Source organism: Halobacillus sp. SY10 (genome assembly GCF_045401165.1).
GTDB lineage: Bacteria > Bacillota > Bacilli > Bacillales > Halobacillaceae > Halobacillus > Halobacillus aidingensis.
Window position 1 is genome coordinate 3452450 of sequence record NZ_CP174345.1, and the last position, 25962, is coordinate 3478411.

22 protein-coding genes are annotated in these 25962 nt (G+C 44.9%); 3 read left to right on the top strand and 19 right to left on the bottom strand.

What is annotated here, in order from left to right:
- Positions 1-2 precede the first annotated feature (2 nt).
- The 3 genes from ald to ACJA3J_RS17675 all read left to right on the top strand — a co-directional run bounded on the left by ald (position 3) and on the right by ACJA3J_RS17675 (position 4350).
- Complete coding sequence (ald, locus tag ACJA3J_RS17665) at positions 3-1133, top strand: alanine dehydrogenase (RefSeq protein ID WP_406944775.1); 1131 nt, start codon at positions 3-5, stop codon at positions 1131-1133.
- A gap of 304 nt (positions 1134-1437) precedes the next feature.
- Positions 1438-3138, top strand: coding sequence for a M4 family metallopeptidase (locus ACJA3J_RS17670; protein WP_406944776.1), 1701 nt, complete (start codon positions 1438-1440; stop codon positions 3136-3138).
- Positions 3139-3150: 12 nt separating this feature from the next.
- Positions 3151-4350, top strand: coding sequence for a M14 family zinc carboxypeptidase (locus ACJA3J_RS17675; RefSeq protein WP_406944777.1), 1200 nt, complete (start codon positions 3151-3153; stop codon positions 4348-4350).
- Between the two features lie 195 nt (positions 4351-4545).
- On the opposite strand, the gene ACJA3J_RS17680 is transcribed toward ACJA3J_RS17675, so the two are convergent.
- The 19 genes from ACJA3J_RS17680 to ACJA3J_RS17770 form a co-directional block, all read right to left on the bottom strand.
- Positions 4546-4947 (bottom strand): PaaI family thioesterase, encoded by a 402-nt coding sequence (locus ACJA3J_RS17680; protein ID WP_406944778.1) that lies wholly within the window; start codon positions 4945-4947, stop codon positions 4546-4548.
- Positions 4948-4971: 24 nt separating this feature from the next.
- Entirely contained in the window at positions 4972-5751 is a 780-nt protein-coding gene (locus ACJA3J_RS17685) for an enoyl-CoA hydratase/isomerase family protein (protein WP_406944779.1), read from the bottom strand.
- 15 nt (positions 5752-5766) lie between these two features.
- Positions 5767-6144 (bottom strand): PaaI family thioesterase, encoded by a 378-nt coding sequence (locus tag ACJA3J_RS17690; RefSeq protein WP_406944780.1) that lies wholly within the window; start codon positions 6142-6144, stop codon positions 5767-5769.
- A 17-nt stretch (positions 6145-6161) separates the two neighbouring features.
- Positions 6162-7346: a thiolase family protein gene (locus tag ACJA3J_RS17695; RefSeq protein WP_406944781.1), complete on the bottom strand. Its 1185-nt coding sequence runs from the start codon at positions 7344-7346 to the stop codon at positions 6162-6164.
- An 11-nt stretch (positions 7347-7357) separates the two neighbouring features.
- Positions 7358-8509, bottom strand: coding sequence for an acyl-CoA dehydrogenase family protein (locus tag ACJA3J_RS17700; RefSeq protein WP_406944782.1), 1152 nt, complete (start codon positions 8507-8509; stop codon positions 7358-7360).
- A 17-nt stretch (positions 8510-8526) separates the two neighbouring features.
- The gene (locus ACJA3J_RS17705; RefSeq protein ID WP_406946313.1) at positions 8527-9372 is read right to left on the bottom strand and encodes a 3-hydroxyacyl-CoA dehydrogenase family protein; all 846 of its coding nucleotides are present in this window, start codon (positions 9370-9372) and stop codon (positions 8527-8529) included.
- Between the two features lie 3 nt (positions 9373-9375).
- Positions 9376-10629, bottom strand: a complete 1254-nt coding sequence (locus ACJA3J_RS17710; protein WP_406944783.1) for a hypothetical protein — start codon at positions 10627-10629, stop codon at positions 9376-9378.
- A gap of 14 nt (positions 10630-10643) precedes the next feature.
- Positions 10644-11507: a 3-hydroxyacyl-CoA dehydrogenase family protein gene (locus tag ACJA3J_RS17715; protein WP_406944784.1), complete on the bottom strand. Its 864-nt coding sequence runs from the start codon at positions 11505-11507 to the stop codon at positions 10644-10646.
- Positions 11485-13125 carry a long-chain-fatty-acid--CoA ligase gene (locus tag ACJA3J_RS17720; protein ID WP_406944785.1) on the bottom strand — a complete coding sequence of 547 codons (1641 nt, stop codon included), beginning with the start codon at positions 13123-13125 and terminating at the stop codon, positions 11485-11487. Before ACJA3J_RS17720 ends, ACJA3J_RS17715 begins: the two co-directional genes overlap by 23 nt.
- 19 nt (positions 13126-13144) lie before the next feature.
- Positions 13145-14149 carry a TAXI family TRAP transporter solute-binding subunit gene (locus ACJA3J_RS17725; RefSeq protein ID WP_406944786.1) on the bottom strand — a complete coding sequence of 335 codons (1005 nt, stop codon included), beginning with the start codon at positions 14147-14149 and terminating at the stop codon, positions 13145-13147.
- A gap of 21 nt (positions 14150-14170) precedes the next feature.
- Complete coding sequence (locus ACJA3J_RS17730) at positions 14171-16135, bottom strand: TRAP transporter permease (RefSeq protein ID WP_406944787.1); 1965 nt, start codon at positions 16133-16135, stop codon at positions 14171-14173.
- A 48-nt stretch (positions 16136-16183) separates the two neighbouring features.
- The gene (locus ACJA3J_RS17735) at positions 16184-17332 is read right to left on the bottom strand and encodes an acyl-CoA dehydrogenase family protein (RefSeq protein ID WP_406944788.1); all 1149 of its coding nucleotides are present in this window, start codon (positions 17330-17332) and stop codon (positions 16184-16186) included.
- Positions 17333-17645: 313 nt separating this feature from the next.
- On the bottom strand, positions 17646-18554 hold the full coding sequence (locus tag ACJA3J_RS17740) for a ketopantoate reductase family protein (RefSeq protein WP_406944789.1): 909 nt from the start codon (positions 18552-18554) through the stop codon (positions 17646-17648).
- Positions 18551-20233, bottom strand: coding sequence for a sigma-54 interaction domain-containing protein (locus ACJA3J_RS17745; protein ID WP_406944790.1), 1683 nt, complete (start codon positions 20231-20233; stop codon positions 18551-18553). The genes ACJA3J_RS17740 and ACJA3J_RS17745 overlap by 4 nt, the downstream gene beginning before the upstream one ends.
- 46 nt (positions 20234-20279) lie before the next feature.
- Positions 20280-21497, bottom strand: coding sequence for a hypothetical protein (locus ACJA3J_RS17750; protein ID WP_406944791.1), 1218 nt, complete (start codon positions 21495-21497; stop codon positions 20280-20282).
- A 168-nt stretch (positions 21498-21665) separates the two neighbouring features.
- Entirely contained in the window at positions 21666-22874 is a 1209-nt protein-coding gene (locus ACJA3J_RS17755; protein ID WP_406944792.1) for an acyl-CoA dehydrogenase family protein, read from the bottom strand.
- A gap of 346 nt (positions 22875-23220) precedes the next feature.
- A complete protein-coding gene (locus ACJA3J_RS17760) occupies positions 23221-24444 on the bottom strand; it encodes an ABC transporter substrate-binding protein (protein ID WP_406944793.1) in 1224 nt (407 codons plus the stop codon).
- A 51-nt stretch (positions 24445-24495) separates the two neighbouring features.
- Complete coding sequence (locus tag ACJA3J_RS17765) at positions 24496-25203, bottom strand: ABC transporter ATP-binding protein (protein WP_406944794.1); 708 nt, start codon at positions 25201-25203, stop codon at positions 24496-24498.
- Complete coding sequence (locus ACJA3J_RS17770) at positions 25196-25960, bottom strand: ABC transporter ATP-binding protein (RefSeq protein ID WP_406944795.1); 765 nt, start codon at positions 25958-25960, stop codon at positions 25196-25198. The genes ACJA3J_RS17765 and ACJA3J_RS17770 overlap by 8 nt, the downstream gene beginning before the upstream one ends.
- Positions 25961-25962 lie beyond the last annotated feature (2 nt).

Here is a 25962-nt window from a genome sequence, read left to right on the forward strand (position 1 = left end):
CCATGATTATCGGAATTCCAAGAGAAATTAAAAATAACGAAAACCGCGTAGCGATTACGCCTTCAGGTGTCATCAATCTCATGAAAGCCGGACACACGATCCGCATCGAAACCCAGGCCGGAACAGGCAGTAATTTTACAGACCAAGAATATCGTGATGCTGGCGCTGAGATTGTTGAAACCGCTTCCGATATTTGGTCGAATTCAGAAATGGTCATGAAAGTAAAAGAACCGCTTCCATCTGAATATGGATACTTCCGTAAAGGGCTTATTTTGTTCACATACCTTCATCTTGCAGCGGAACCAGAACTGACAAAAGCGTTAGTAGAAAACGAAGTGACGGCGATTGCCTATGAAACAGTAGCGGTCGATAACAAACTTCCACTTCTTACTCCAATGAGTGAAGTAGCCGGACGTATGGCGACACAAGTTGGAGCTCAATACCTTGAAAAATCCTTTGGCGGAAAAGGAATCTTGCTTAGTGGAGTTCCTGGCGTTTCCCGCGGAAAAGTCGTCATTATTGGGGGAGGAATCGTCGGTACGAACGCAGCGAAGATTGCTATCGGCCTTGGTGCACACGTAACTGTTTTAGACTTGAATCCAAATCGCCTTCGCGAGTTGGACGATCAGTTTGGGGCAGACATCCAAACTCTTATGTCCAATCCGTTCAACATTGCGGAAGCTGTCAAAGAGGCGGACTTGGTCGTTGGAGCTGTTCTTATTCCAGGAGCTAAAGCACCGAAACTTGTGACGGAAGACATGGTCAAAGAAATGAAAGACGGCTCTGTCATCGTTGATGTCGCTATCGATCAGGGTGGTAATTTCGAAACCGTCGATCACATTACGACACACGATGATCCGATTTATGAAAAGCACGGTGTTCTTCATTATGCGGTTGCAAACATCCCTGGAGCAGTGCCGCGTACATCGACGATCGCTCTTACAAACGTAACGATTCCATACGCTTTGCAAATCGCATCAAAAGGCGTAAACAAAGCTGTAGAAGATAACAAAGCGATTGAAGCAGGTGTAAACACAGCGAATGGTCACCTGACTTATGAAGCCGTAGCCCGTGATCTTGGTTATGATTACAAGCCAGTAAAAGAAGCCCTTCAAACTTTAGCACATGCATAAAATAACCAGCTCCTCCACAAATGTGGAGGAGCTTTTTCATGTAGAAAACTTCCATATATTTACGTACCAGGTCATACAAATAATTCCAATTTAAATTTTAACTTTCAATTAGTTCTATAGTTGGAATCTATTTCGTTACTCGAAATGTTCGTGTGACGGTGATTGTGTCTAAAAACCGTGATTAAAGTCTTACACCAAACCTCTATTCGACATTATTTTCTGAATATACAAACAGTTCAATCTACTCTGTATAATAAAGCCTCTATTACCTATAATTGGATACATTCTTGCTAGGAGGTTGGTTATGAAGAAAAGACACGTGATTCCAATGGCCGTATTGTCATCTGCACTTTTAATGGGAACGGTCGCACCGACACAGTCACATGCGATCAGTGAGAACGCAAATCCAAAAGCTCACGCACAGATCCAGCAAAAAAGTGTACATAAGGATAAAGACAATCGTCCATTCTTTGTACAGCAAAAACAGAGTGAAAAATACACAAAGGCTAATGAAAACTCCGCGAAAGCACACTTGAAAAAGAATAAAGAGAAATTCAAAATGGCTGATCCTGACCGTAGTTTAGGAAACGCCGAGATTACAAAAGATGACCTTGGTATGACCCACGTGAAACTTCAACAGGAAAAGAATGGCATACCTGTAGAAGGACACCAAGTGGTTGTCCACTATGATAAGGAAAACCAGGTCCAGACTGTAAACGGTCAGTTCAACGAAGCGATTGAACAAAGCGATATTTCTACCAACGCTTCCTTAAGCGAAGCAAAAGGGTTGGAAGTCGCCAAAGACGCTGTTGATGCTCCCGAACAATTTGTAGAATCTCCATCATCCACTCTTGTCATCTATCCGTTTCAAGATGAAAATCATCTTGCTTATAAAGTCAATGTGAACTTCCTTGGAGAAAACCCAGGAAACTGGTTCGTTTATGTAGATGCTAATACTGGTGAAGTTATCGACAAATATAACGCCATCATGCATGCAGATGGTTATAAGTCCTCTAAAGGATCGGGTACTGGGGTTCTCGGCGAGCACAGAAACCTGCACATTTCCCACAAAAATGAAAAAGGGGTAGAACCTAATGGTACAAACTTCTTTTTATATGACAGCTCCCACGAAGATTTAGAAGGGATCTACACCTACGATGCACAAAACAGCTGGGATTACAGTGCCTTGCAGGACAACCTGTTCTCTTCTCGTGATGCTTCCTTTAAAGATGACTACGAGAAACCAGCTGTTGATGCTCACTACAACTCCGAAAAAGTGTACGAGTACTTTTTAGAAGAACATGACCGCAACTCTATTGACGGAGAAGGAATGGCGATTAAGTCGACGGTCCACTTCGGCGAAGATTATGCCAATGCTTTCTGGAACGGGGAGCAAATGACATATGGAGACGGTGACGGCGAATTTTTCATCCCTCTATCTGCAGGACTTGATGTTGCTGCCCACGAAATGGCTCACGGGGTCACAACACATTCTGCCGGTCTTCTTTACCGCTTCCAATCCGGGGCATTGAATGAAGCTTTCTCTGATATTTTCGGAGCACTCGTCGATGAAGAAGACTGGGAAATCGGTGAGGATATCATGGCAGAAGAAGCCATTGAGTCAGGACGAACATCTCTTCGCAGCTTGAGTGATCCAAGCAAATACCCTGTTGGCGAAGATTATGTTCCATACGGGGATGGCAACGGCATGTACCCTTCCCACATGGATGAATATTATGACTTGCCTTTGGAATTGGATAACGGCGGTGTCCATATCAACTCTTCCATCATCAACCATGCCGCTTACATCACAGGTGAACAGATCGGAAAAGAAAAACTCGGTCAAATCTATTACCGTGCGTTGACTGTCTACCTGCATCCTGAATCTGACTTCAGTCATGCAAGAGAATCGTTGATTCAATCAGCCGTCGACCTTTACGGAGAAAACAGTGAAGAAGCTAAAGCTACAGAAGATGGTTACAATCAAGTCGGAATTACAGAATAAGGAGGATTTTTTATGAAAAAACAAGTATTTGCTGTCGCTAGTTCCATTGTATTAGCTTCAAGTGTAACCATCCCTACGTTTGCGGCCGGTAATCACCCTGGTACACCCGAGCAGCAAACGTACAACAGCTCCGGTTGGACAGACTATGCTCAGCTGAGCAAAAAATTGGAGCAGATCGAAAAATCCAGCCAAGGAACCGTACAAGTCGACGTGGTGGGTCAATCCAACAACGGCCTCGATATTTATCAGGCACGTGTGGGACATGGCGATAAAGTCATTCTTATCGAGAGTGAGATTCACGGAAATGAAAAAACAGGGACTGAAGCTATTCTCAATCTACTAAGCTATCTCGGTTCGAGCGACTCTCCTCATGCTCAAAAAGTAAGAGAAGAGGTCACATTGGTTACCCTTCCAAAAATGAATCCCGATGCTTCTGAGCTCGACAGGCGAGGAAATGACATGTCCTGGTCAGAAGTCGTCGAAGATTTCCCTCAGCTGGCTGAGGCCGGTGGTCCGACATGGAATTACTATACTGCCCCCAACATTCAGGGGGACAATTACGCAGCTAATCCAGGATTTGATGTGAACCGTGACTTTAATCCTGATTTGGATTATGTTCCGGAAGCAGAAGATGTGCCGGGTTCTTCTTCAGATCCAGGCTGGTACATTACACCGGAAGCGCAAACCGTCCGTGACGTTTATAAAAATCTGCAGGACGAATTCGGCAAAGTGGATGTTTTTGTAGACCTTCATCACCAAGGACTCTATTATGTCGACGGCACGAGTGATCCAGTCACCTTGTCTCTGTCCGGCCAATTCGTTCCTGATCCAAACTCAGAAGAAGGAGCGAAATACTCCGAGTATGCAGACAACTATGATTACGATTATTCCCGACAGTTGAACGTTGCTGCCTACGATGCCCTGCAAGCCATGGGGAACTCCCCATTCGATAACATTACCCTTTACAGCCAGGGACTGGACCTTCCAGGCACAGCACTAGGTTCATTTGCCCTTAACGGCAGTGGCACGGTCCTTTTCGAAGTGACAGGTCAAACGCAGAGTCTTGGTCAAAAGAAAAAGGGTATGCTTGTGAAAGCTGTGGAAACTGGACTTCAAGGAATTATTGATGGAGTGGCTGAAGATACAGTTGATGATTTGAATCCTGAAGATTACGAAGATATCCCTGAGACTGCTTACCGTCCAAGTTTATAAAGAAAGAAGTGCGGAAAGTCCTGGAGGACTTTCCGCATTTTCTTTAAAAGTTACAAGCCCATTGGGAACAAACCTTTGGTCTATCGTTGTGCTTATGTTCCATATATTACCATACCGGGTCTTACATAAAATTCCATATATGAAAACACCGAACACCAAAGAGAGTGCGGACCTTATCCATAGTCCGCACTCTCTTTATTTTTCCCTTATTAACTTGAAAGTCCCTATGCCTTTAGCCAGCATCTTCCCGCTCTGATCACGCAATTCCCCTTCAGCCGTTACAATTTTGTATCCTTCCTGAATAATTCTTCCTGTAGCTTTAATTTCCCCTCCCTGTGCGGGAGCAAGAAAGTTCAGGTTCAAATTCATTGTTGTACACCGTGTCCTTGTCTTGGAACGTATAGCCATGCCTAACACTAAATCAAGCATTGTTGCATGAACCCCTCCATGCAACGTACCGTTCACATTATACAAGTTCTCATGAATGGGAAGGGTCAGAAGTACATCTCCTTCATTGAAACGGGAAATAACAAACCCGACATGAGAAAAAAAGGGACTCTCTTCGAAACTCTTCTGAACTTCCTCTAATGATTGCACGCTTCCGCCTCCTTATTCCCCTCCTTATTCCCCTTTAAAAACAGGCGTTCTCTTTTCAAGAAAGGCTTTCGTCCCTTCGTTTTTATCCTCCGTATTAAACAAGACGGCTTGTGAAAGTTTCTCAAGCATAAGTCCCGTTTTCATGTCCGTTTCTGTACCCATATGTACAGAGATCTTAGCCAGTTGCACTGCTAACGGCCCTTTAGAGAGGATCTTTTCACTTACCTCTCTCACCTTATCGAGCAGCTGTTCAGAAGTCGTCATTTCTGTAATGAGCCCGGCCTGGAGAGCTTCTTCAGCATCAATAATTTTACCAGTCAAGATCATCTCCAGTGCCTTTCCCTTGCCAACTAAACGGGCGAGCCTCTGCGTGCCCCCTGCTCCAGGGATAATGGAAAGATTCAATTCCGGCAGTCCTAACTTGGCTTTTGTAGAGGCGATCCGAATATCACAACTCATGGCTAATTCACACCCGCCCCCCAGCGCATAACCATTAATCATCGCTATTGTAGGCTTTTCAAAACTCTCAATTTTATCATAGATTTGCTGCATTCCCTTCCCCTGAAGAGCATCCACAGCCGTCTTTTCTGTCAATTGGTTGATGTCTGCTCCAGCTGCGAAAGACTTGTCCCCTTTCCCTGAAAATATAACTACACCTACTTCGGTGTCGGCCGAGGCGCGGTCAAGCGCTTCCTCTATCTCTTCTAAAGTCTGTTTATTAAGCGCATTCCGTACATCCGGACGATTGATGGTGATAAAGCCGAGTTTATCCTGTCTTACATATTCAATATTTTCTAACGCCATCATGATCTTCCTTTCTCATTTGTTCTGAGCTAATACTTTGAAGGTTCCTGATCCCTTTGCAACAACACGCTGACGAGAATCTTCCACAACCCCTTCACCGATGACGATTTTTCCATCCTGATGGGTAACCCATGCGTATGAGGTATAGGGACCTCTATCTGACAAGTCAAAATAGTTCATGTTCAAGTTGATCGTACTCGTGGGCTGTTGTAATTCATCTCCAATCGTCGACCCAATTACAATGTCCAGCATCGTTGAAAACAAGCCCGATGGAACGGTTCCATCATCATTCAGGATCTCAGGAGTAAGGGAAATTTCCAGAATCACGCGCTGTTCTTTATCCAAGTGTTTGCTGAACCCGATATGAGCGAAAAAAGCTGAATAGTCCCGCATGATCAAGCCTCCCCGGCTTACATTTGTTCAACCATGATGGCCATTCCCTGACCACCGCCAGCACACAAGGTTGCGACGCCAAGCTGTTCTTTTCTTTTTTTCATTTCATGTAAAAGGGTGGTTACGATCCTTGCCCCGCTTGCACCGACGGGGTGTCCAAGCGCAATGGCTCCACCGTTGACATTGACCTTATCCTGGTCCAATCCTAATTCCCTTATGACAGCCAAAGATTGAGAAGCGAAGGCTTCATTCAGCTCCACCAACCCGATATCAGCCACATGCTTATTGGTTCTTTCCAAGAGTTTTTTCACAGCTGGTACGGGACCAATTCCCATTAATTCTGGAGAAACACCCACCGTTGCCCAATCGACGATTTTTGCCATCGGAGACAACCCTAGCTCTCTTGCTTTAGATGCCCTCATGAGAACAAGAGCTGTGGCCCCGTCATTTCTGCCGCAAGCATTCCCAGCTGTTACGCTGCCGTTTTCCTTGAAGGCAGGTCGTAAACTTGAAAGCTTTTCTAATGAGGTATTTGGACGGGGGTGCTCATCAACCTCAAACATCCGGGAAGACTTCTTCTCTTTTACCTCAACAGGAACGATTTCATCTTCAAATCGCCCTTCTGCTATGGCGCGGGCAGCCCTCTTTTGGCTCTCCACGGCAAAAGAATCCTGGTCTTCTCTTGTCACCTCATAACGGACAGCCACATTTTCGGCTGTGATGCCCATCCCGAGATTGTTTCCATACATTTCTTTCGGCTGCTGCCCTGCTTCTGTATTGGAATCTACTAACTGCGTGCGGTCTCCGCCAAACCTTGAATTTCTAAGATAGATAGGCGAACGACTCATGCTTTCCGTCCCACCAGCAACGACAATGTCCGCTTGTTCAAAAGTAATTTGCTGTACTCCGGAAGCGATGCACTGCATCCCGGATGCACATAGTCGATTGATCGTATAAGCCGGTGATGACTCTGGAATACCTGCTCTCAAGGCAGCGACTCTGGCTACATTTGATGACTCTGTGGTCTGGCGGACTTCTCCCATAATGACTTCATCGACTTGTTCATTAGATATTCCAGCACGATGAACAGCCTCTTTAATGGCAATGGAAGCCAGATGGCCGGATGATTCATTCTTCAAAGAACCTCCATAACGGCCAATAGGTGTACGTACAGCGCTTACTATAACAATTTCTTCATTCATTCTTATCCTCCTTAAAGAGCGTATTCTTTCTTCAATTGGCCAGATATGATATTTTTTTGTATTTCAGATGTTCCTTCATAAATTCGGGTGATGCGCGCATCACGGAAAAAACGTTCAATCGGATAGTCGGAAATGTATCCGATCCCGCCGTGAACCTGCACGGCCTTATCAGCGACACGATTATAGACTTCTGAACCATAAAGTTTAAGCATGGCCGCTTCTTTGATCACTTTTTTCCCCTGATCGACCATCCAGGCGACGCGGTACGTAAACGACCGCAGTGCCTCTGTTTCAACGGCCATTTCAGAAACCATATGAGCGACGGCCTGGTGTTCAATAATCGGAACACCGAACTGTTCACGTTCCTGCGTGTACTGCATGGACAAATCGAGCAGCTTTTGGCATGATCCCAGATTCCTTGCAGCTAAACCTGCTCTTCCATTAGCCAGGATCTTAAGTGCGTTCACATACCCCTGCCCTTCTTCTCCCAGTACGTTCTCAGCGGGAACCTCACAATCTTCCAAAATAATTTCAGCAGAGTGTGAGCCATGCAAGCCCATTTTCGGTTCGACCGCGCCTACTTGGAATCCAGGAAAATCTTTTTCAATGATAAAAGAGGTGATGCCTTTCGCACCTTTACTGGCATCAGTCACTGCCATGACAGTAAAGACATCAGCGACTGTTGCATTGGTGATATAGTGTTTCGTTCCATTCAGGATGTAGTTATCGCCTTTTTTCTCCGCCGTTGTTTTAAGGTTCGTGGCATTAGATCCGGCACTTGGTTCCGTCAGGGCAAAAGCTCCGATCGAGTCCCCACGCGCAAGCGCAGGCAGATATTTTTGTTTCTGCTGTTCGTTGCCAAGTTCCACAATTCCGACTGTTCCTATTCCCGTATGAGCACCAATTAAAGTTGTAAATCCATTATGGGTGGCACCGATTTCTTCGTATAAGGCACACTTGCCGACCATCCCGATGCCAAGGCCTCCATACTCTTCCGGAATACTAAGTCCGAACAATCCCATCTCTTTGGACATCTCAATGATCCGGTCGGGAATTTTATCCTCCTTTTCGATATCCATCGCCGCCGCTTCTACTTCTGTCTGGACAAAATCACGCACATTTTTTTTCAAGAACTCAATTTCTTCATCCAATTGAAAGTTCATATTTCCCTCTCCCTTCATTAGGAATACGTATAAAATCCTTTACCTGTCTTCTTGCCCAAGTGCCCCGCTTTCACATACTTCGTTAAAACCGGACAAGGGCGGTATTTTTCACCCAGCGTTTTATGGAGATATTCCATATTACGAAGCCTTGTATCCAAACCAACTAAGTCCGCTAATTCGAGTGGACCCATAGGATGATTTAACCCGAGATTCATCGCTTTATCTATGTCTTCGACGGAACCTACGCCCTCCATAACCATGTTCATGGCTTCATTACCGATCAGACAATTCATGCGACTGACAGCAAAACCAGGGAATTCATTAATCTTCACGCACTCTTTCCCGATCGATTCTCCAAAGTGGAACGAATCTTCAATGGTCTGATCAGAGGTTTCCAATCCGCAAATCACTTCGATCAGCTTCATTTTTGGTACAGGATTGAAAAAATGGAGGGCAATGCAGCGATCCGGTCTTGATGTCTGGGCCGATATTTCGGTAGGACTCATCGTGGATGTGTTGGTAGCCAGAATCGCACCCGCAGGAGCATAGCGATCCATTTCCTTAAAGGTATCCACTTTTAATTCCATAACCTCCGGAACGGCTTCAATGACAAGATCGGCCTGACGGACAGCCCCCTCTAATTCTTGGAAATATTGGATCTTTTCCTTCTTTTCATCTGCTTCTTGTCTTGAAACCTTTCCTTTTTCTACACTTTTATCGAATTGTTTAGTGATGTACTCCCTGCAATCATCGATGCTTTGCTCAAATTTATCCTGGACCGATACGGCTAGACCGGAGAGTGCACAAGCAAACGCGATCCCTCTGCCCATCGTTCCTGCTCCAATGACACTGATATTTTGAATCATCTATACACCAGCCCTTTCATATTCATGGGAAAGGTTTTTAACATCCACCCGCTCCATCCTCAAATTTTCAATCTCCATTTCTACAACGCACTTCCACCCTTGACGTTCTTCTTTTATACAAGGGAAAAAACGCCCCGGTGTGATGGTGAAAACCCCCATTGGGCCATGGTTGATTTTCTTACCAAACCTCTTTCTTTGGTGTGAGGAAGTCGTAAATACGATACCTTCATCCTGTCTTTTAATATCTGTCACCCCAGTCATGAGCCCGGATCTCATCCGGACGGCAACCCGGGCGGCTAGCACTCTGCCGAAGGGTGAATCAGGAAATACTACGCCTTCAAAAGAATGTTCACTTAACACCTTATACAGAGACTGCGCATAACTATCCGGTGTCCCGTTTTCCAATAACGGATGATGGATCTCCAATACACCATCAGCCCCATAAGCCATCATTTCATTTGAAAAATTATGGACTTCCTTTCCCATCAAAACGGCTGTGATTTCTCCGTCCCCAACCATTTTTCCAGCAGCAGCGATCGCTTCATACGAAAGGGGTTCGAGTTGATTTTCCTGGATTTCTCCGACAACGAGAATGTTCCGTACTGTAAGATGACTCCCATGTGAAGTGGAAACTCCACAAGCATCCATACGATCAGAATGTTCTCCTTTCAGGCAATGATCCACTTTAACTCCTGTGGTTTGAACGGCTTTTCCCGATTTCTCCATAGATGGGCTTTCCGCTTCACCAACTTGAGGAAGAGTACTTATCAAGAAAGGGAAGGAAGTTTTTATCCATTCCTCTTCCCCCTCCATTTTCAAAACAGCATTACCTCTCTGTATGTCCACATCCAGTACGCGAGTAACCGATGGAATTTCTAATAATTCAGCGATCATCGCACCCCAGACATCGGATCCAGTAAGAATCAAATCCACCTCTTCTTCTTTTAAATATTCGGAGATTATAGAAGCTGTTGAAAAAACATCCTCATGTCCGTTCTCTCTCTTCAGCCAAACTGTTTCATCTGCCCCCAAATCCTGCGCTTTACAATGTGGATGTTCTGTGTCTTCTTCACCTAAAAAGAGGGCCGTCACTTTTCCACCATGTTTGTTTTTTAAACGGACGGCTTCCTCAACCACGCAGGCATCGTCAGGATAAACCTTATCGGTTACTCTGCCCCCCATAAGCCTTTTCTCTTTTGTTGTGAGGTTGTCTTTCAAATCTGGTACAGAATCGATGAGGACAAATTGTTTCATTACGATCCTCCTGTTCAGGTATATTGATAAAATCCTTGGCCGGTTTTACGACCAAGCTCTCCTTTTTTCACTTTATCTTCTACAATTTTTGCCGGCCGATCGTCCTCGTTTCCGGTCTCCTGGTAACGCTGCATACGGACAAAGTAATTCACATCGATGCCCGTCAGATCCATCAATGAAAAGGGTCCAATCGGATGATTCAATGCTTTCGTACAGACCGTATCGATTTCTTCATGGGTGGCATAGCCATTTTCCAGTAAGTAGACCGCTTCATCCATCAACTTTCCAAGAATGCGGTTCGCAATAAATCCGGAAATTTCTTTTTGAAGCATGACCGGGGTTTTCCCGATCCCTTCAACAAATCGGAATGCTCTCTCGGCTGTTTCCTCCGATGTGTGCGGCCCTTTCACCACTTCGACAAGCTCCATAACAAGTGGTGGGTTGAAGAAATGGAGATTACATACCTGCTCAGGACGTGTGGTCACATCGGCAACCTTAGAACTGACGATCGTCGAACTGTTCGTTGCAAGAATGGCATGGGGAGCTGTCAGCTCATCTATTTTCTTAAATAAATCCCTCTTCACATCCAGCTTCTCCACGACCGCTTCAATGACCAGATCTGCATCATGAATGTTTGAAAGTTCTGTTCCAAGCTCAAGAAGATGAAAAGCTTCGTGCACCTGCTCCTCTGTCAGCCGCTTTTTTTCAATACTTCGCTCCATTCTTTTTTTCAGCTCTTTTTCAGCCTGCTGCAATTGCTGTGGATCGAGGTCATTCAAATAGACAGGATGACCTTGCAAAGCACAGACCATCGCAATCTGAGATCCCATCGCTCCGGCGCCTATAACAGCAACTTTATGAATAGGATTGAATTCCATCCGGGGTCTCCTCCTTCAATAATTTTCTTTTTTCTTCCTCCACAAGCTTACGTTTCAGCAGTTTCCCTACGGTGTTTCTTGGCAGCTCATGAGTAACTACAAATTCCTTCGGCACTTTATAACGGGTCAGGTTTCGGTAACAGTGCCCTTTTAACTCTTCTACATCCAGATGGTGGCCTTCTTTAGCTACCACATAAGCTTTAACGATTTCCCCTTTTTCCTTGTGGGGGATCCCTATAACCGCTGATTCTTTGACATCTGGGTGTTTATATAAAACGCTTTCAATTTCCTGCGGGTAAATATTGAATCCGCCATTGATGATCATTTCTTTTTTCCGCCCGACAATATAGAAATAACCGTCTTCATCCGTCATCGCTAAGTCCCCCGTGTAAAGCCAGCCATTTCTTAGAGCATGGCTCGTTTCGTCTTCCTTTCTCCAGTACCCTTTCATAATCTGCGGGCCTTTGATGACAAGTTCCCCCACACTGTTCTCAGGCAGTTCCTGGTTATCTTCGTTAACGACTTTACTATCGGTACCGGGAAGAGGAATTCCGATGCTTCCCACTTTCCTCACCCCGCTGGTAGGATTTCTGTGCGTGGAGGGGGAAGCCTCTGTTAAACCGAACCCTTCTCCGATCACGGCTCCTGTTAAATTCTCAAAACGCTTGATGATCTCTATAGGAAGCGGGGCGGAACCGCTGGAACAGAACTTCAAGCAGTCGAGACCGTATTTTTCTACGTCCGGATGGTTGACGAAGGCGTTATACATCCCAGGAACTCCAGGGAAAAATGTCGGCTGGTACTTCTTGATTTTTTCCAATACATCGTCAACGAGGAACTTTTGAATTAATAGATTCGTTGCGCCGATATAGATTCCCAGATTCATTGCACTTGTCATCGCATAAACATGATAGAGAGGGGTGGCGGTCAATACCATTTCTTCACCTTTTACCATTTTCTCTCCATACATGGCATAACTCTGCACGACATTAGCGACTATATTATAGTGAGTAAGCATAGCCCCTTTCATCTTTCCTGTCGTGCCTCCTGTGTACTGAATCACCGCAACATCCTCTTTCATAGAAATATCGACATCTTTTGTTATAGGAGCGGCATGCTGAATTAAGTGAGCAAGGGACTTTCGTTCATTTCTGCTCCCTCCAGCCATGAATAAATGCTTTAACTCTTTCATCTCTTTTAGTTCTTCAACCATTGAGAATCGGGACTTTTCAGTAATTAAATAATTCATTTCAGAGTCATCCATGATTTGCAAAAGTTCCCTCGCCGTGTATCGGGGATTAATCTGCACGACGATCAACCCAAGTCTTTGCGCAGCATAATAAGCGATGACATATTCAGGGTGATTGGATATCATCAAACCAATACGCTCGCCCTTAGAAAACCCAAGCGCATCCCACGCCCCGGCTAACCGGTCCACTTGATCTTTTAATTCCTCATAAGTCATTTCATGTTCTTCAAATATAATGGCCGTTCTTTTTCCATACTGGGCCACGGTTTGATCCAATAGCTGGTACAATGGAACTTCTGGAAAGGTCAATTCTCTCTTCATTTCAGGGGTATAAAACTCGTACCATTTCCGATCCTCAAAAGATTTCAATCTGACTCCTCCCTCTTGATTACTCTAGTTCTCCCACTTCTTTATAATATTTTTCCGCGCCTGGATGCAGAGATTCCGGATCGATTCCGTCCAATGCCGTATCCACCGTAAAGTGTGCGGCTCTTCCTGGAATCTGCTCCTCAAAGGCCGGTATGTTATCCCAGAACATTTTTGTCATGTTGTACACATACTCTTCATCCAGATCTTTCCGGGCTGTCATCATCGTAACCATCGTGTACGTAGGGACAGGTTCACTCAAATCTTTGTAAGTATCCGCTGGAATGTCACCCGAAGAAATTCCTATTCCCTTTTCTTCAATGCTTTTCAGTTTGTCTTCATCAATAGGAAGGACTTTAATAGGTTTGGTGATCTCGATTTCCTGAAGGGCTGGAATGAATGGAGCACCGCCTCCAACAAAAACATCCACATTGTTATCTTTAAGCATCGAAGCTCCATCCGAATAGTTTCCGTAAGAAATCTCCCCACCTGCTTCATTGATGGTTTCTTCATCGATTCCGTACTCCGCCATCATGTTCCAGAACGCAACGGGTCCCCCGCCTCCTTTTGGACCAAGGAAAATGTGCTTATCAACAATGTCTTCAATCTTATTGATATCCTCATGATCGGTCGTCGTGGCAATCGTTTGATACACCGGATACAAAGACCCTACGGCAGCCTGCTGGCTCAACGGTTCATCAAAACCTCCGCTGCCATCCAAGGCTCCAGTGAAATCAGAAGTATAGTTCAAACCCAGTTGAATATCTCCGACTTCCAATGATTTCAAATTCGCAGTTGAACCACCTTCCACCTGGGAGACATTCAATCCAGAAAATCCATCCATGTAAACATCCAACATAACGGTCGTAATCGGATACCATCCAGAACCCATTGGACCGCTTCCGATCTTCAAAAATTTGTCCGGTGCAGATGGTTGATCTGAATCACTAGAAGTCGCATCACTGCTCCCACATGCTGCTAAAGCGAAAGAAAGTACAATCAATAGAACTCCCATATATTTCTTCATTCAATATCCACCCTTCTTGAGTTATCCACTCAATTGCTTAGAGTTTTCAGCCACATAAGATGTGGTTTTTTTCTGCCAGATGAATAGGAAGATGACGAGTGCAAAACCGGCCAAATCACCAATTAACCCCGGCATCACCAACAAGATGGCGCTTGTAAACAACATCAGCCTTTTCAAAAGATTCAACGGACCGAGGAAATAATTTTCCAATGCCCCGGCAAAAAATAAACAGCTTAAGAACGCACTTGAAACAGCGATGACAATCCGTGTGGTATCTGCCCCTTGGAGAAGCAGCTCAGGATTATAGACGAAGAGGAAAGGAATGAAAAACCCACCCATTCCGACTTTTATCGCGTAGAAAGCGGTCTTTGTAGGATTGGATCCGGCTATGCCCGCTGTCGTATAAGCCGTAATAGCAACAGGTGGAGTCAATCCGGATAAGACACCAAAATAGAACACGAACATATGCGCAGCGACGACGTTTACCCCTAGATCAATTAACGCCGGTGCTCCCAAAACAGCGAGAATGACGTAGGCGGATACGGTCGGCATGCCCATGCCCATAATGATGGAAGCTCCCGCTACCAAAACGAGAAGTAAAATCAGCGATCCACCTGCCACATCAATGACAAACCTTGAAAACGTGATGCCAAGCCCCGTTAAGGACACAGAACCCACAATAATTCCGGCGGTTGCACAGGCTGCGACCACAACAAGAGCGTTTCTGGCTCCATTTTCGAGTGCTGCCAGGATATCGAGCAGACTCATTCGAGTAGCACTCCGGATCCAACTCAGCAGGATCGTTGCTAGAATGGCATAGAACCCGGATTTCATCGGACTGTATCCATAAATCATCAGACCGATGATCAATAGAATCGGAAAAAATAAGTAGCTTTGCTTCAATAGAACAGCTTTAAGGTCAGGCAGCTGTTCTTTAGGAATACCTTCCATCTTTAAACGTTTGGCGTGAAAGTACACGACCATCCCAGCAATAAAAAAGTAAACGACTGCCGGGATGAGGGCGTAGAGGGCAATCTGGATATAAGGAAGCCCAATTGTCTCGGCCATGATGAAGACAGAAGCCCCCATGATCGGCGGCATGATCTGCCCTCCTTGGGAAGCTACGGCTTCAACTGCTGCTGAAAACCTTTTGCTGTAGCCGAGTTTCTTCATGAGAGGGATCGTAAAGGAACCTGTAATCGCTGCGTTTGCCGCACCGTTCCCTGTGATGGTCGCCACCAACGCACTTGAACCTACAGCCGAAAGCGCGGGCCCACCGGTTTTATTACCGAACAATCCAAAAGCAAAATCTGTAAAAAACTGGCCGCCCCCTGATTTCATTAAAAAGGACCCAAAAATTACGAACAAAATGAGCACGGTGGAACTGACATAAATCGGAGCACTGAAAATCCCCAAGGTCCCATTGAACATATGATCCACCATCTTTTCATAGCGCACACCAGGATGAGCAAGAGCTCCTGGGAAATATCTGCCCAAGAAGATGTAGGCAATGAAGAACAATCCGATCAGAGACATCAGTATGCCATTTGTCCTTCGTGTAGCTTCCAGGACCAGAGCAATAAAAATAGTCCCGAAAATGACATCAGCCTGGTTGATGTTGCCTTGCCGGCTTTGAATCATCTCCGCTCCTGAAATCATGTAATAAGCGGTGACTAAAGTGATCAATACAACCAAAACGTCCATAACCCCGAATTTCTTCCCCTTTCGAAAAGGGAACAACATAAAGATCAGAAGTAACGCCCATAAGACGTGGACACTCCTCTGCTGCCAGGATGGCAGTGTACCGAAACCTGCCGTGTACACATGAAAGATCGACAAGCCGATGGCAAGCAGACTGATAATCAGAATGAAAAACCTCGGGGCATTCCACTGTTCCTTCCGCTCCTGCCACAGTTTTTCCACGTAAGCGGGCTTCTCTGTAATGGTCGTGTCCAGTTTTTCAGCCTTTATGGATTGACGATTCATAACGCTCACCTCCAAACCCTTTGTTTGAAAAGGCTTACAAAAAGGGTTTTAATTTTCCTCCAACACTTTTCTAGCTACGAGAAGGCGCTGGATTTCATTTGTTCCTTCGTATATTTTTGTGATTCTGGCATCTCTGTAAAAACGTTCCACAGGGTATTCCCCGATGTAGCCGATCCCACCGTGGATCTGCACAGCCTTATCCGCGACTTTATTGAATACTTCAGAAGCGAACAGCTTGGCCATCGAGGCTTCTTTGATGACTTTTTTACCCGCGTCCACTTTTTCTGCAGCCATCATCGTTAACGTTCTAGCCGCTTCTGTTTCCGTAGCCATATCTGCTAACATCCATTGAATGGCCTGGTTGTCTGCAATCGGCTTTCCGAACTGGATGCGTTCCTTGGCATAACCCGCTGATAGTTCGATCAGCTTGTCACAGGATCCTACCGCTCGTGCAGCAAGTCCAATCCGTCCCTCTCCTAAAATTCTCAGAGCATTGATGTATCCCATCCCTACTTCACCGATGACGTTCTCTTCAGGAACGATACAGTTTTCAAAGATGACTTGAGCCGTATATGAACCTCTCAATCCCATTTTCTTATCTTTCTTTCCTACAATCAGGCCGGGAAAGTCCTTTTCTATCAAAAAGGCTGTAATGCCCCCTTTCGCTCCTTTTTCGCGGTCTGTTAAAGCAAAAACAGTAAATACATCCGCAACTGGAGCGTTTGTAATGAAGTGTTTGGTCCCATTGACGACCCAATGATCCCCTTTCTTCTCCGCCTGTGTCGCCAAATTCGTTGCATCTGATCCTGCCCCCGGTTCAGACAAGGCAAATGCTGCAATTTTTTCTCCGGTGGCCATTTCAGGTAAATACTTTTGTTTCAGAGATTCTGAAGCAAGCTTGACTAAACCTGTACTCCCGATTCCTGTGTGCGCACTGATTAAAGAGACAAACCCATTGTGTGTTCTCCCTAATTGCTCTAGTACAACGGCTTTTCCGACAGTATTCAAGCCGATTCCACCGTACTCTTCAGGGATGCTCATTCCAAACAATCCTAATTCTTTCGCTTTTTCTACCAGATGTGGAGGAATGGCATCCTCGTCTTCGATTTGTTGCGCGTAAGGCTCCACCTCGTTTTCCACAAAATTACGGATCATTACTTTCATTTGTTCTATTTCATCTGCAATCGTTACGGCCATTTCGAAACATCCTTTCATATTTGGTCTACACCTATATACATGCAATTTTCATGCCAATTCTATTGATCATAGTAAAATTCCAATAAAAAAAGTCTGCATAAGCAGACTCCCAAAGGGTTCATTCGTTTAAATTTTTTTATATCGGGTAAGAAATATTAAAATGTATAAACCTTGTTCAAAGGCTTTCGATTCACAAATGAATCAATCGGGAGTTTTGTTGGAATCTGTTGATTCGTATTTGTATGAAGCGATTCAATATTGAATCAAACACCGCTCAGACCCTGTGAACCATATGGAGGATGCTACTCAAGCTTCACATCAGTTTTTGATTCATATAATTCAACACACTGTAGATCGATTGGTTCGCAGGCGTTTCGACACCGAGAAGCTCTCCCTGTCTTTTTATGTAGCCACACATGGCCTCTACTTCCATAGGCTTTCCACGAAGACGATCCTGAAGCATCGAGGTCTGGTGCTGCTTGGCAAATTCAGCACGAGAGAAGATAGTAGGTATGGCCGTTTCAGGATCTATTGAAAACCCTTTACGTATCCCTACCTCTACTACTTCCTCGCAGATCTTTTTTGCTGTTCTATACAGCTGTTCGTCATCAAGGATTTCTCCTACACGGGCACCAGAAACAGCAGAAAGTGGATTAAACGTTGCATTCCACATCAGCTTATTCCATTTTCTAGTCATAATATTACTTGATTCTTTACAGTCGATGCCTGCTTCTTGTAAAAGGTCGATGATAGAAACAACGTCTGTCTTTGATGAGAGAGAGCCAATGACTAACTTCACTCTCCCTTGTTGTCGTATTTCACCCGGGCTCACAACCGATGACTGGACATATGTGACAGCTGATAAAACACGTGCTGCCCCAAATACTTCTTCGAGGATTTCTTCGTTTTCCACACCATTCTGCAAGGTCATGACAGCCGCTGTTTCTTTCAGAATCGGTTGTAAAACATCGGCCATCCTTTTTGTGTCGTTGGATTTCACACAAAACAATACGAGATCTGCTTCCGAAAGGTCACGGATATTGTCCGTAAATCGACCGTCAATGATGTACTCCCCGGCCTCTTCTTTAATCTTGAGTCCTTGCTCTTTCATGGCATCCAAATGTACGCCTCTCGCTAAAAACGTCACATCACACCCCGTTCTCGCAAGCCGGCCTCCAAAATAGCATCCGACAGCACCGGCTCCTGCAACCGCTATGTTCATAACCATTCCTCTCCTCTGGATACATGTATGTTATATTTCTTTAGCTTGCGGACAATCGTAGGTTGGCTTGTCTCTAATACCTCAGCTATTTCGTATGTGTTTTTATAGTTCAAGGCAGCGAGTTCCAATACTCTTGATTCGGCAAGCTCCACAGCTTCTTTCAAGGGGACAACAGAGTTCGGTGCGATTGCTGTGTGCTTTGTTTCCTGATATTCCGGAGGCAGATGTTCGGCCTTCAGCAAATCTTCTGGTGTGGTCACGACCAGTCGTTCAATTAAATTGGAGAGCTCCCGTATATTTCCCGGCCAGTCATAAGAGAAAAAGAAATCGTGCAGATTGGGATCCACCCGCTTGTCCATCCCGTACCGGTTATTCACTTTTTTAAGAAACAAGTCGATTAGTGGAAGAATATCGTCACGTCGATCTTTTAAGGATGGGATGGAGATCGGCAGCACATTCAGTCGATAGTACAGATCCTCACGAAAATCACCATCCCGGACCATCTCTTTTAAATCGCGGTTGGTGGCAGCAATGATTCTCACATCGACTTTCCTTGGCTTTGTTCCTCCAATGCGTTGAATTTCATTTTCCTGCAAGGCTCTCAAAAGTTTAACTTGGAGCATCAAAGGCAGTTCTCCGACCTCATCCAGAAAAAGAACACCCTTGTCCGCCAACTCAAACATCCCTGCCTTCCCTTGACGATTCGCACCTGTAAAAGCCCCCGGCTCATAACCGAAAAGCTCAGATTCAAGAAGATCTCCAGGGATGGCCCCACAGTTGATCTTGATAAAATCCCCTTCCTTGGAACGAGCGCTTTCCGAGTAGATATATTTGGCAAGGATATCTTTTCCTACCCCTGTTTCTCCTAGGATTAATACAGTCGCGTTGACATGAGCAATTCGTTCGGCTGTATCATAAATCATCCTCATGGATTCACTGTTGACCACCACACCGTCCATTTTTGAATTCCGATTTTTCAGAAGGTCCAGCTCTTTTTTGTATTTGTCGTTCAACTGATTCATTCGGCTTAATTTTGTCTGCAGTTCATTCAAATCCGAAAGGTCCCTGATATTCGTAACGACTTTTTCCACTTCACCGTTGTCATTGAACACAGGCGCCCCTGTAATCAATGTTTCCTTCCCTTCATAATTCTCTTGAACGAGTGAAACGGTTCTCTTCTGTTTGACTACACGATGGGTGACTGAACTTTTCAGAATCCCCCGTTTAATCAGGGCGTCTACATTCTTGCCTATGTAATACTCTTTCGGAATGCCGGTAATCCGTTCAATAGCTGAGTTGGTTTTCCAGGTGATTCCTTTGTGATCCGTGATATAGATGCCATCATAGGAATTTTCTATAATGGCATCAAGTTCACGGGTCAACTTCTTTAAGTCCTCATTTTCATTTTTTAAGGCAGAGATCTCGGATGTTTCCGTTCCAATGAATAGATCGCATTCTTCTTCCAGCGGACTTTTCATAAAGACATAACGCATGTCTCCATTCTCCGCAGACACTAGTTTGGAACCTGCTTTCATATCCCACAAAGGAAAGGTTTCCTTCACATGAGATCCTCTGGACATTCCGGCTTTAATCTTTTCATTAAAAGACAGCACACGTTCTTCCCCGTCAAGAATCATAGCAGGAAAGGGGATTTGATCGACTAAATCTATGAGAATCATTGTTTCACCGCCTCTTTTTAATCAAATACAAGTGACCTGTCCATAACTATAAAAACCCGTAAAAAGCTATGACCGCCATCAGCACACTGATGATACTCATAATGTACGTCCCGTTCCAGCGGAATCCGATGGTTAGACCACTTCTTTGTAAACAGTGACTGACAATAATATTAATAGCATTTAACGGACTCAACACGGCAGAGAGGGACCAGGACATAATAAAAATAAGCGCAAGGAATTCTGGAGAGAAACCTATATCGATCCCAGACACTTGACTGGCTAAAATCGGAATCACCACAATTTGGTGGATTCCGATCAGGGCAAAGAATAGAACCACCATGAGTATGACGAGGACAAAAAATAACAACGATTGTTCCGCATTCCACAGCAGAAAGGATTGCAGGTAAGCGGAAAAAGCTGTATCTCTAATGGCTAAGCCGAATAAACCGGCGCTTAAAAACAAAGTGATTTCATGGTCCATGACTGCGATTTTTTTGAGATATCCCTTAAACTCTTGCTGGAGCTGTCCCCAGTTATTAAAAAGCGTGGCCCAGGCTAACGGTACGATCACAGCAATCAGGCTGACCAGCGTCAGCATAGAGATGTGCGTCACATATTCTAATAGGAGGAGACTGAAAATCATGCTGAGAATCATGAAAAATATCTTCCACAAATTCTTAAAATGAGCCTTCTCTTCTATTTCGTCTTTCCCGCCTGTTTCCGTGCTTTGATCCCGGGCCTCTTTACTAAGTTCCATCTTCCTCGATGAATGCCTGAACAACAGGTTTCCGATTACCAACTGTATAAGAGCTGCCGTCAAACCCAGACCGATATATTGATTGAATTGACCGCCCACTTCATATAGGACGATGGCTACCGACGCAAAGTAAGGAGACCAGAGCATGGAAGAGGTAAATCCTATCAAGTAGGATTTACCAAGAATGACAGGATTGATTTTAAGCTCTTCTACCATTTCATGAACAATTTTCACAGAACCCATATTTAAAATAGGACTGATCAACGCCAGCGAACTGGAAAGACCAAAAAAAGCAAGTCTCGGCCGGTCTTCCCATTTCTTCAAGAAAAATTTAATAGAATAAAAGTACCCGCCCGCTTTGAGAGGGATGGAGATCAGTGGAACAAGCAAAATCAAAGCCAGGAGAGGCAGGTTCTGTTGAATGCCTTCAAGACTTGTGACCACTGGCTGAGCTTTTGTCATCCCGTTAATCACTAAAGCTGAGACGAACAAGGTCAACGTAACCACTTTCGCCATTCCCTTTACGGCCAGCACACTAAAAAAATAGACAAGCAAACAGAAAACAGACAATAGAACAAATAGGGGAGGGAAAGGAATAAAAAAGTAAAACAGATATGTCCCGCACATGGCAAGTATCAAACTTGGTTTCCAAAAGCCGCTCCTCATCGGAAATCGTTATACTTCTTCCTTCAGTTCCGAATAAGGCCACGCCGGCAGTCCCTTAGATAAAGACTTATCGGACCGATACCCAAGAACATAATCCGCCTGCATTACAGTGTGAATTTCCCTTGTACCTTCATAAATGACAGGAGCCTTCGAATTTCTCAAGAATCTTTCAACCGGGTACTCATTGGAGTACCCATAAGCGCCGTGAATCTGAACGGCATCATTGGCTGCCTCATTGGCAAAGTCACACGCCTGCCACTTGGCGAGAGAGGTTTCCCTTGTATTTCTCTTCCCTTGATTTTTCAATTCCCCTGCCTTAAATACAAGCAGACGCGACATTTCGTACCCTGCTTCCATCTTCGCAATCATCTGCTTAACCAGCTGATGTTTACCTATTTCTTTTCCGAACGTTTCCCTTTCATGGCAGTACTTGACGCTTTCTTCCAAGCAGGCGAGAATTTGACCACAGGCACCAGCGGCTACTGTAAAGCGGCCATTATCCAGAGCCGACATCGCGATTTTGAAGCCTTCCCCTTCTTCTCCAAGCAGGTTTTCTTCAGGAACATTCACCTGATCAAAAAACAACTCACCGGTATTTCCAGCACGGATTCCTAATTTCCCTTTGATGGCTTTTGATGAAAATCCGGGCATGGTGCGTTCCACGATGAAAGCAGAAATACCTTTATGTTCAGCACTTTTATCCGTGTAGGCAAAAACAAGGAAGTAATCGGCATGATCACAAAGGGATATCCACGTTTTCTGACCATTTAAAATGTAATGATCCCCTTCTTTAACAGCAGTAGTCTTTAATGAAGCAACATCCGATCCTGCCCCAGGTTCTGTCAGACCGAAAGCTCCCACCTTTTCTCCTTTTGCCTGAGGAATGAGGTATTTTTGTTTTTGAGCTTCATTTCCCCATTGTAAAAGTGACATGCTGTTCAACCCTGTATGGACGGAAACAGCTGTCCGAAAAGCCGTGTCCCCGCGCTCAAGCTCCTCACAAACAATCGCAAGCGTATTATAATCCATACCGCTCCCGCCGTACTGCTCTGGAATACAGACGCCCATTAAGTCAAGGTCCGCCAGCCGTTTCATAATAGAAGATTCAAAATGGCCTTGTTCGTCCCATTCCTGAATATAGGGCTGAATCTCCCGATCTACGAATTTCCGCACCACTTGCCTGACCATTTCCTGTTCTTGTGACAATTCAAAGTTCAACGTGCACCCCTCCAATTATTTTCTATCATTCTTTGAACTTTTCCCGTTTCCATCCGGGTTCGTTATCCCAAGGCATTCAAAATGAATCTACCTCTTGAATCAACTTTTCACATGTAAGCCCAAAACAAAAGCCAGCCATATCAAAGAAATCTTGATATAACTGGCTCCGATCTACGTAAATCCCTCAAAGCTTAGGCAGGGCATAGATTCTCAGTTATTTAATGTTCATGATCATGTCAGCGGCGTCATTCACGGGTCATGAAAGAGTCCATCTTTCTAGATGTGAATGTTCTTCTATCATTATATACTTTTTACAATTTTCTGTCTAATCAGATTTTTAAAGCTTTTACTCATCGACATCAATGGTAACGACTTCTCCATTCTCGACAGCTGCAATACGCAGAGCAGTGGAAAAACCGCCATCTTCCCCGATTTCCTCGATCGTGTACACCTGCTTCTCTTCCGGCAGGGCATCGAGGCCATCCTGCATATGAGAACGGATGGCTTCAGGATCATCAACCGTTCCTGCTGCTTTCATTGCTTCCATAAAGGCATTCATAGCTACATAGTGGTAACCTGCTTCAGATCCTGGATTCTCACCATATTTCTCCTTGTACTTTTCAATAAATTGATCGGTGCCTGGGTAATCGGAATTGATAAGAGGCGTTACACCTACAGCTCCTTCCAACTGTTCATAAGATCCGGTGACACTTTCCATTTCATCAAGCTTCGCCTGATCCATAATGATGAATCCACCTTCAAACCCAAGCTCCCTTGCCTGCTTCGCTACTTTCGCTGTCGGTTCTGATGGTCCTCCGATAAACATCACGTCTGGATCTTCCTTCAGAGCGTTGGTGACGAGAGTAAAGAAGTCGGTATCCTTGGAAAAATCGATGGAAGAGTTATAAACGACTTCCCCCCCTTGTTCTTCCCAGTAGGGTACGAGTGCTTCCGTCCAGTCTTTTCCATACTGGGAGGCTGTAGGGAGTGCGGCTAATTTCTTCCCATGGTTTTCCATCGCGTAACTCGTGAATGGATCCAGATAACCGGCATAGCTTGGTGGGATACGGACCGTCAATGCGTTCCCTTCCTCTGTTACCGCTGGTTCACTCGTGTAAGCGCCGATTAAGAAATTTTCCTGTTCATTGAACACCTGCATCGCCTTGATGCCTCCACTGTGGGGTGAAAAAATGATGGGCGTATCGTTTTCCTGTAATAGACGCTTGGCATTGGCAGCCGTTTCATTCGGCAGATACTTGTCGTCTAAAGAAACAAGGTTGTATTTATAGGTTTGTCCATCAATTTCGAACCCACCATTGTTGTTGATTTCTTCTACCGCCATCGTAAGTCCGTTTAACGTCCTTTCTCCGTAGTAAGCTGCCGGACCGCTTAAAGGACCACTATAGCCGATATTCACAACTTCCTCGCCTTCTTCCACTTCGGGAGCTTCTGATTCCGTTTGATTTTCACCTTCACTGGAAGCTTGATTCGATGGGTTATCGATACAACCACTCATCACCAGTAAAACAGCCATTACCATTAAAAAAGCCGACACTTTCATATATTTCATTTGAGAACCTCCCATGGTTTGGTGTTTTCTTTTAAAACGTCCCCGCACTCTTTAAGCACCAATATAAGCTTTTCGAACCGTATCATTCGCGAGCAGTTCATCCGCTGATCCCTTGACGACAATGGATCCACTCTCATATACATAGCCTCTGTCAGCAATTTTTAAAGCAGCAAAGGCATTTTGTTCAGCCAGAAGGACAGTTGTTCCATCTTTATTAATTTTTTGAATGACTTCAAACATCTGCTCCACGATTAAGGGAGCAAGCCCTATGGAAGGTTCATCAAGCAGCATCAGCTTCGGCTTTGACATCAGTGCTCTTCCAATGGCAAGCATTTGCTGCTGCCCTCCACTCAAGGAACCAGCCGCATCATCTTTCTTTTCATACAGGATGGGAAACAGTTCAAAGGCTTCTTCCAGGGACCGGTTTACCTGCTTGCGCTTTCTCCTGTGTACATACCCTCCCATGATTAAATTTTCCTTGACGGTCATCTGAGGAAACAGCTTCCGATCCTCGGCGCACTGAACGATGCCTGACTGAACGATTTTATCCGGAGCTTTTCCATGAATGGATGAACTTTCAAAGGTAATGGTTCCCGTACTCGGTTTTTGAAGGCCGCTGATGGCATTGAACGTTGTACTTTTCCCGGCACCATTCGACCCTAACAGAACGACCAGCTCTCCTTTTTCAACATGAATATCAATATTCTGGACAGCTGAAAACCCTCCATACTTGACAGAGACATTGGATAACTCAAGCACTCGCATCCCCTCCTAGATACGCTTCAATGACAGCTGGATCATTCATGATTTGTTCCGACGTACCTTCGGCGATTTTCTCCCCGTAATTCAAAACCATGATCTTATCGGCAAGCTTCATGATCATCTTCATTTTGTGTTCTATGAGGCAGACCGTGATTTTTCTTTTGACCATCTTTTCCATCAAGTCCGCCAATCCCTCTGTTTCCCCCGCATTAATGCCTGCCGTTGGTTCATCAAGGAAAACGACCTCCGGGTCTGTGGCAAGAGCGAGAGCGAACGCGACCCGTTTCTTCTCTTCCTGTGTAATGCTTCCTGCCTGCTGGTTCATCACATGCGTCAAATTAACGAAATCAAGCACATCCATCGCTTTGTCACGGCACTTTTTTTCTTCTTTTGTAAATCGTTTGGTCCGGAGAACCGCGTCCCATAAATTCGATTTCGTCCGCAGGCGGTGGCCGACAATGACGTTATCAAGTACCGTGGATTGTTCAAACAGGTTCGTCGTCTGAAACGTTCGGGCCACCCCAAGTTTGGCGATGCGGTCAGGGGATAACTTGGTAATGTCTTTTCCTTTGTAGATGATCTGACCAGCTGAGGGCGTATAAGAGCCACTGAGAAGGTTGAAGAAAGTGGATTTCCCAGCGCCGTTCGGACCGATGATCGCATTGATCTTCCCCTCTTCAATGGTGAAATCCACCTCATTAACCGCAACATTCCCTCCAAACCTTTTTGTCAATTTTTTGGTTTCAATGAGCACAT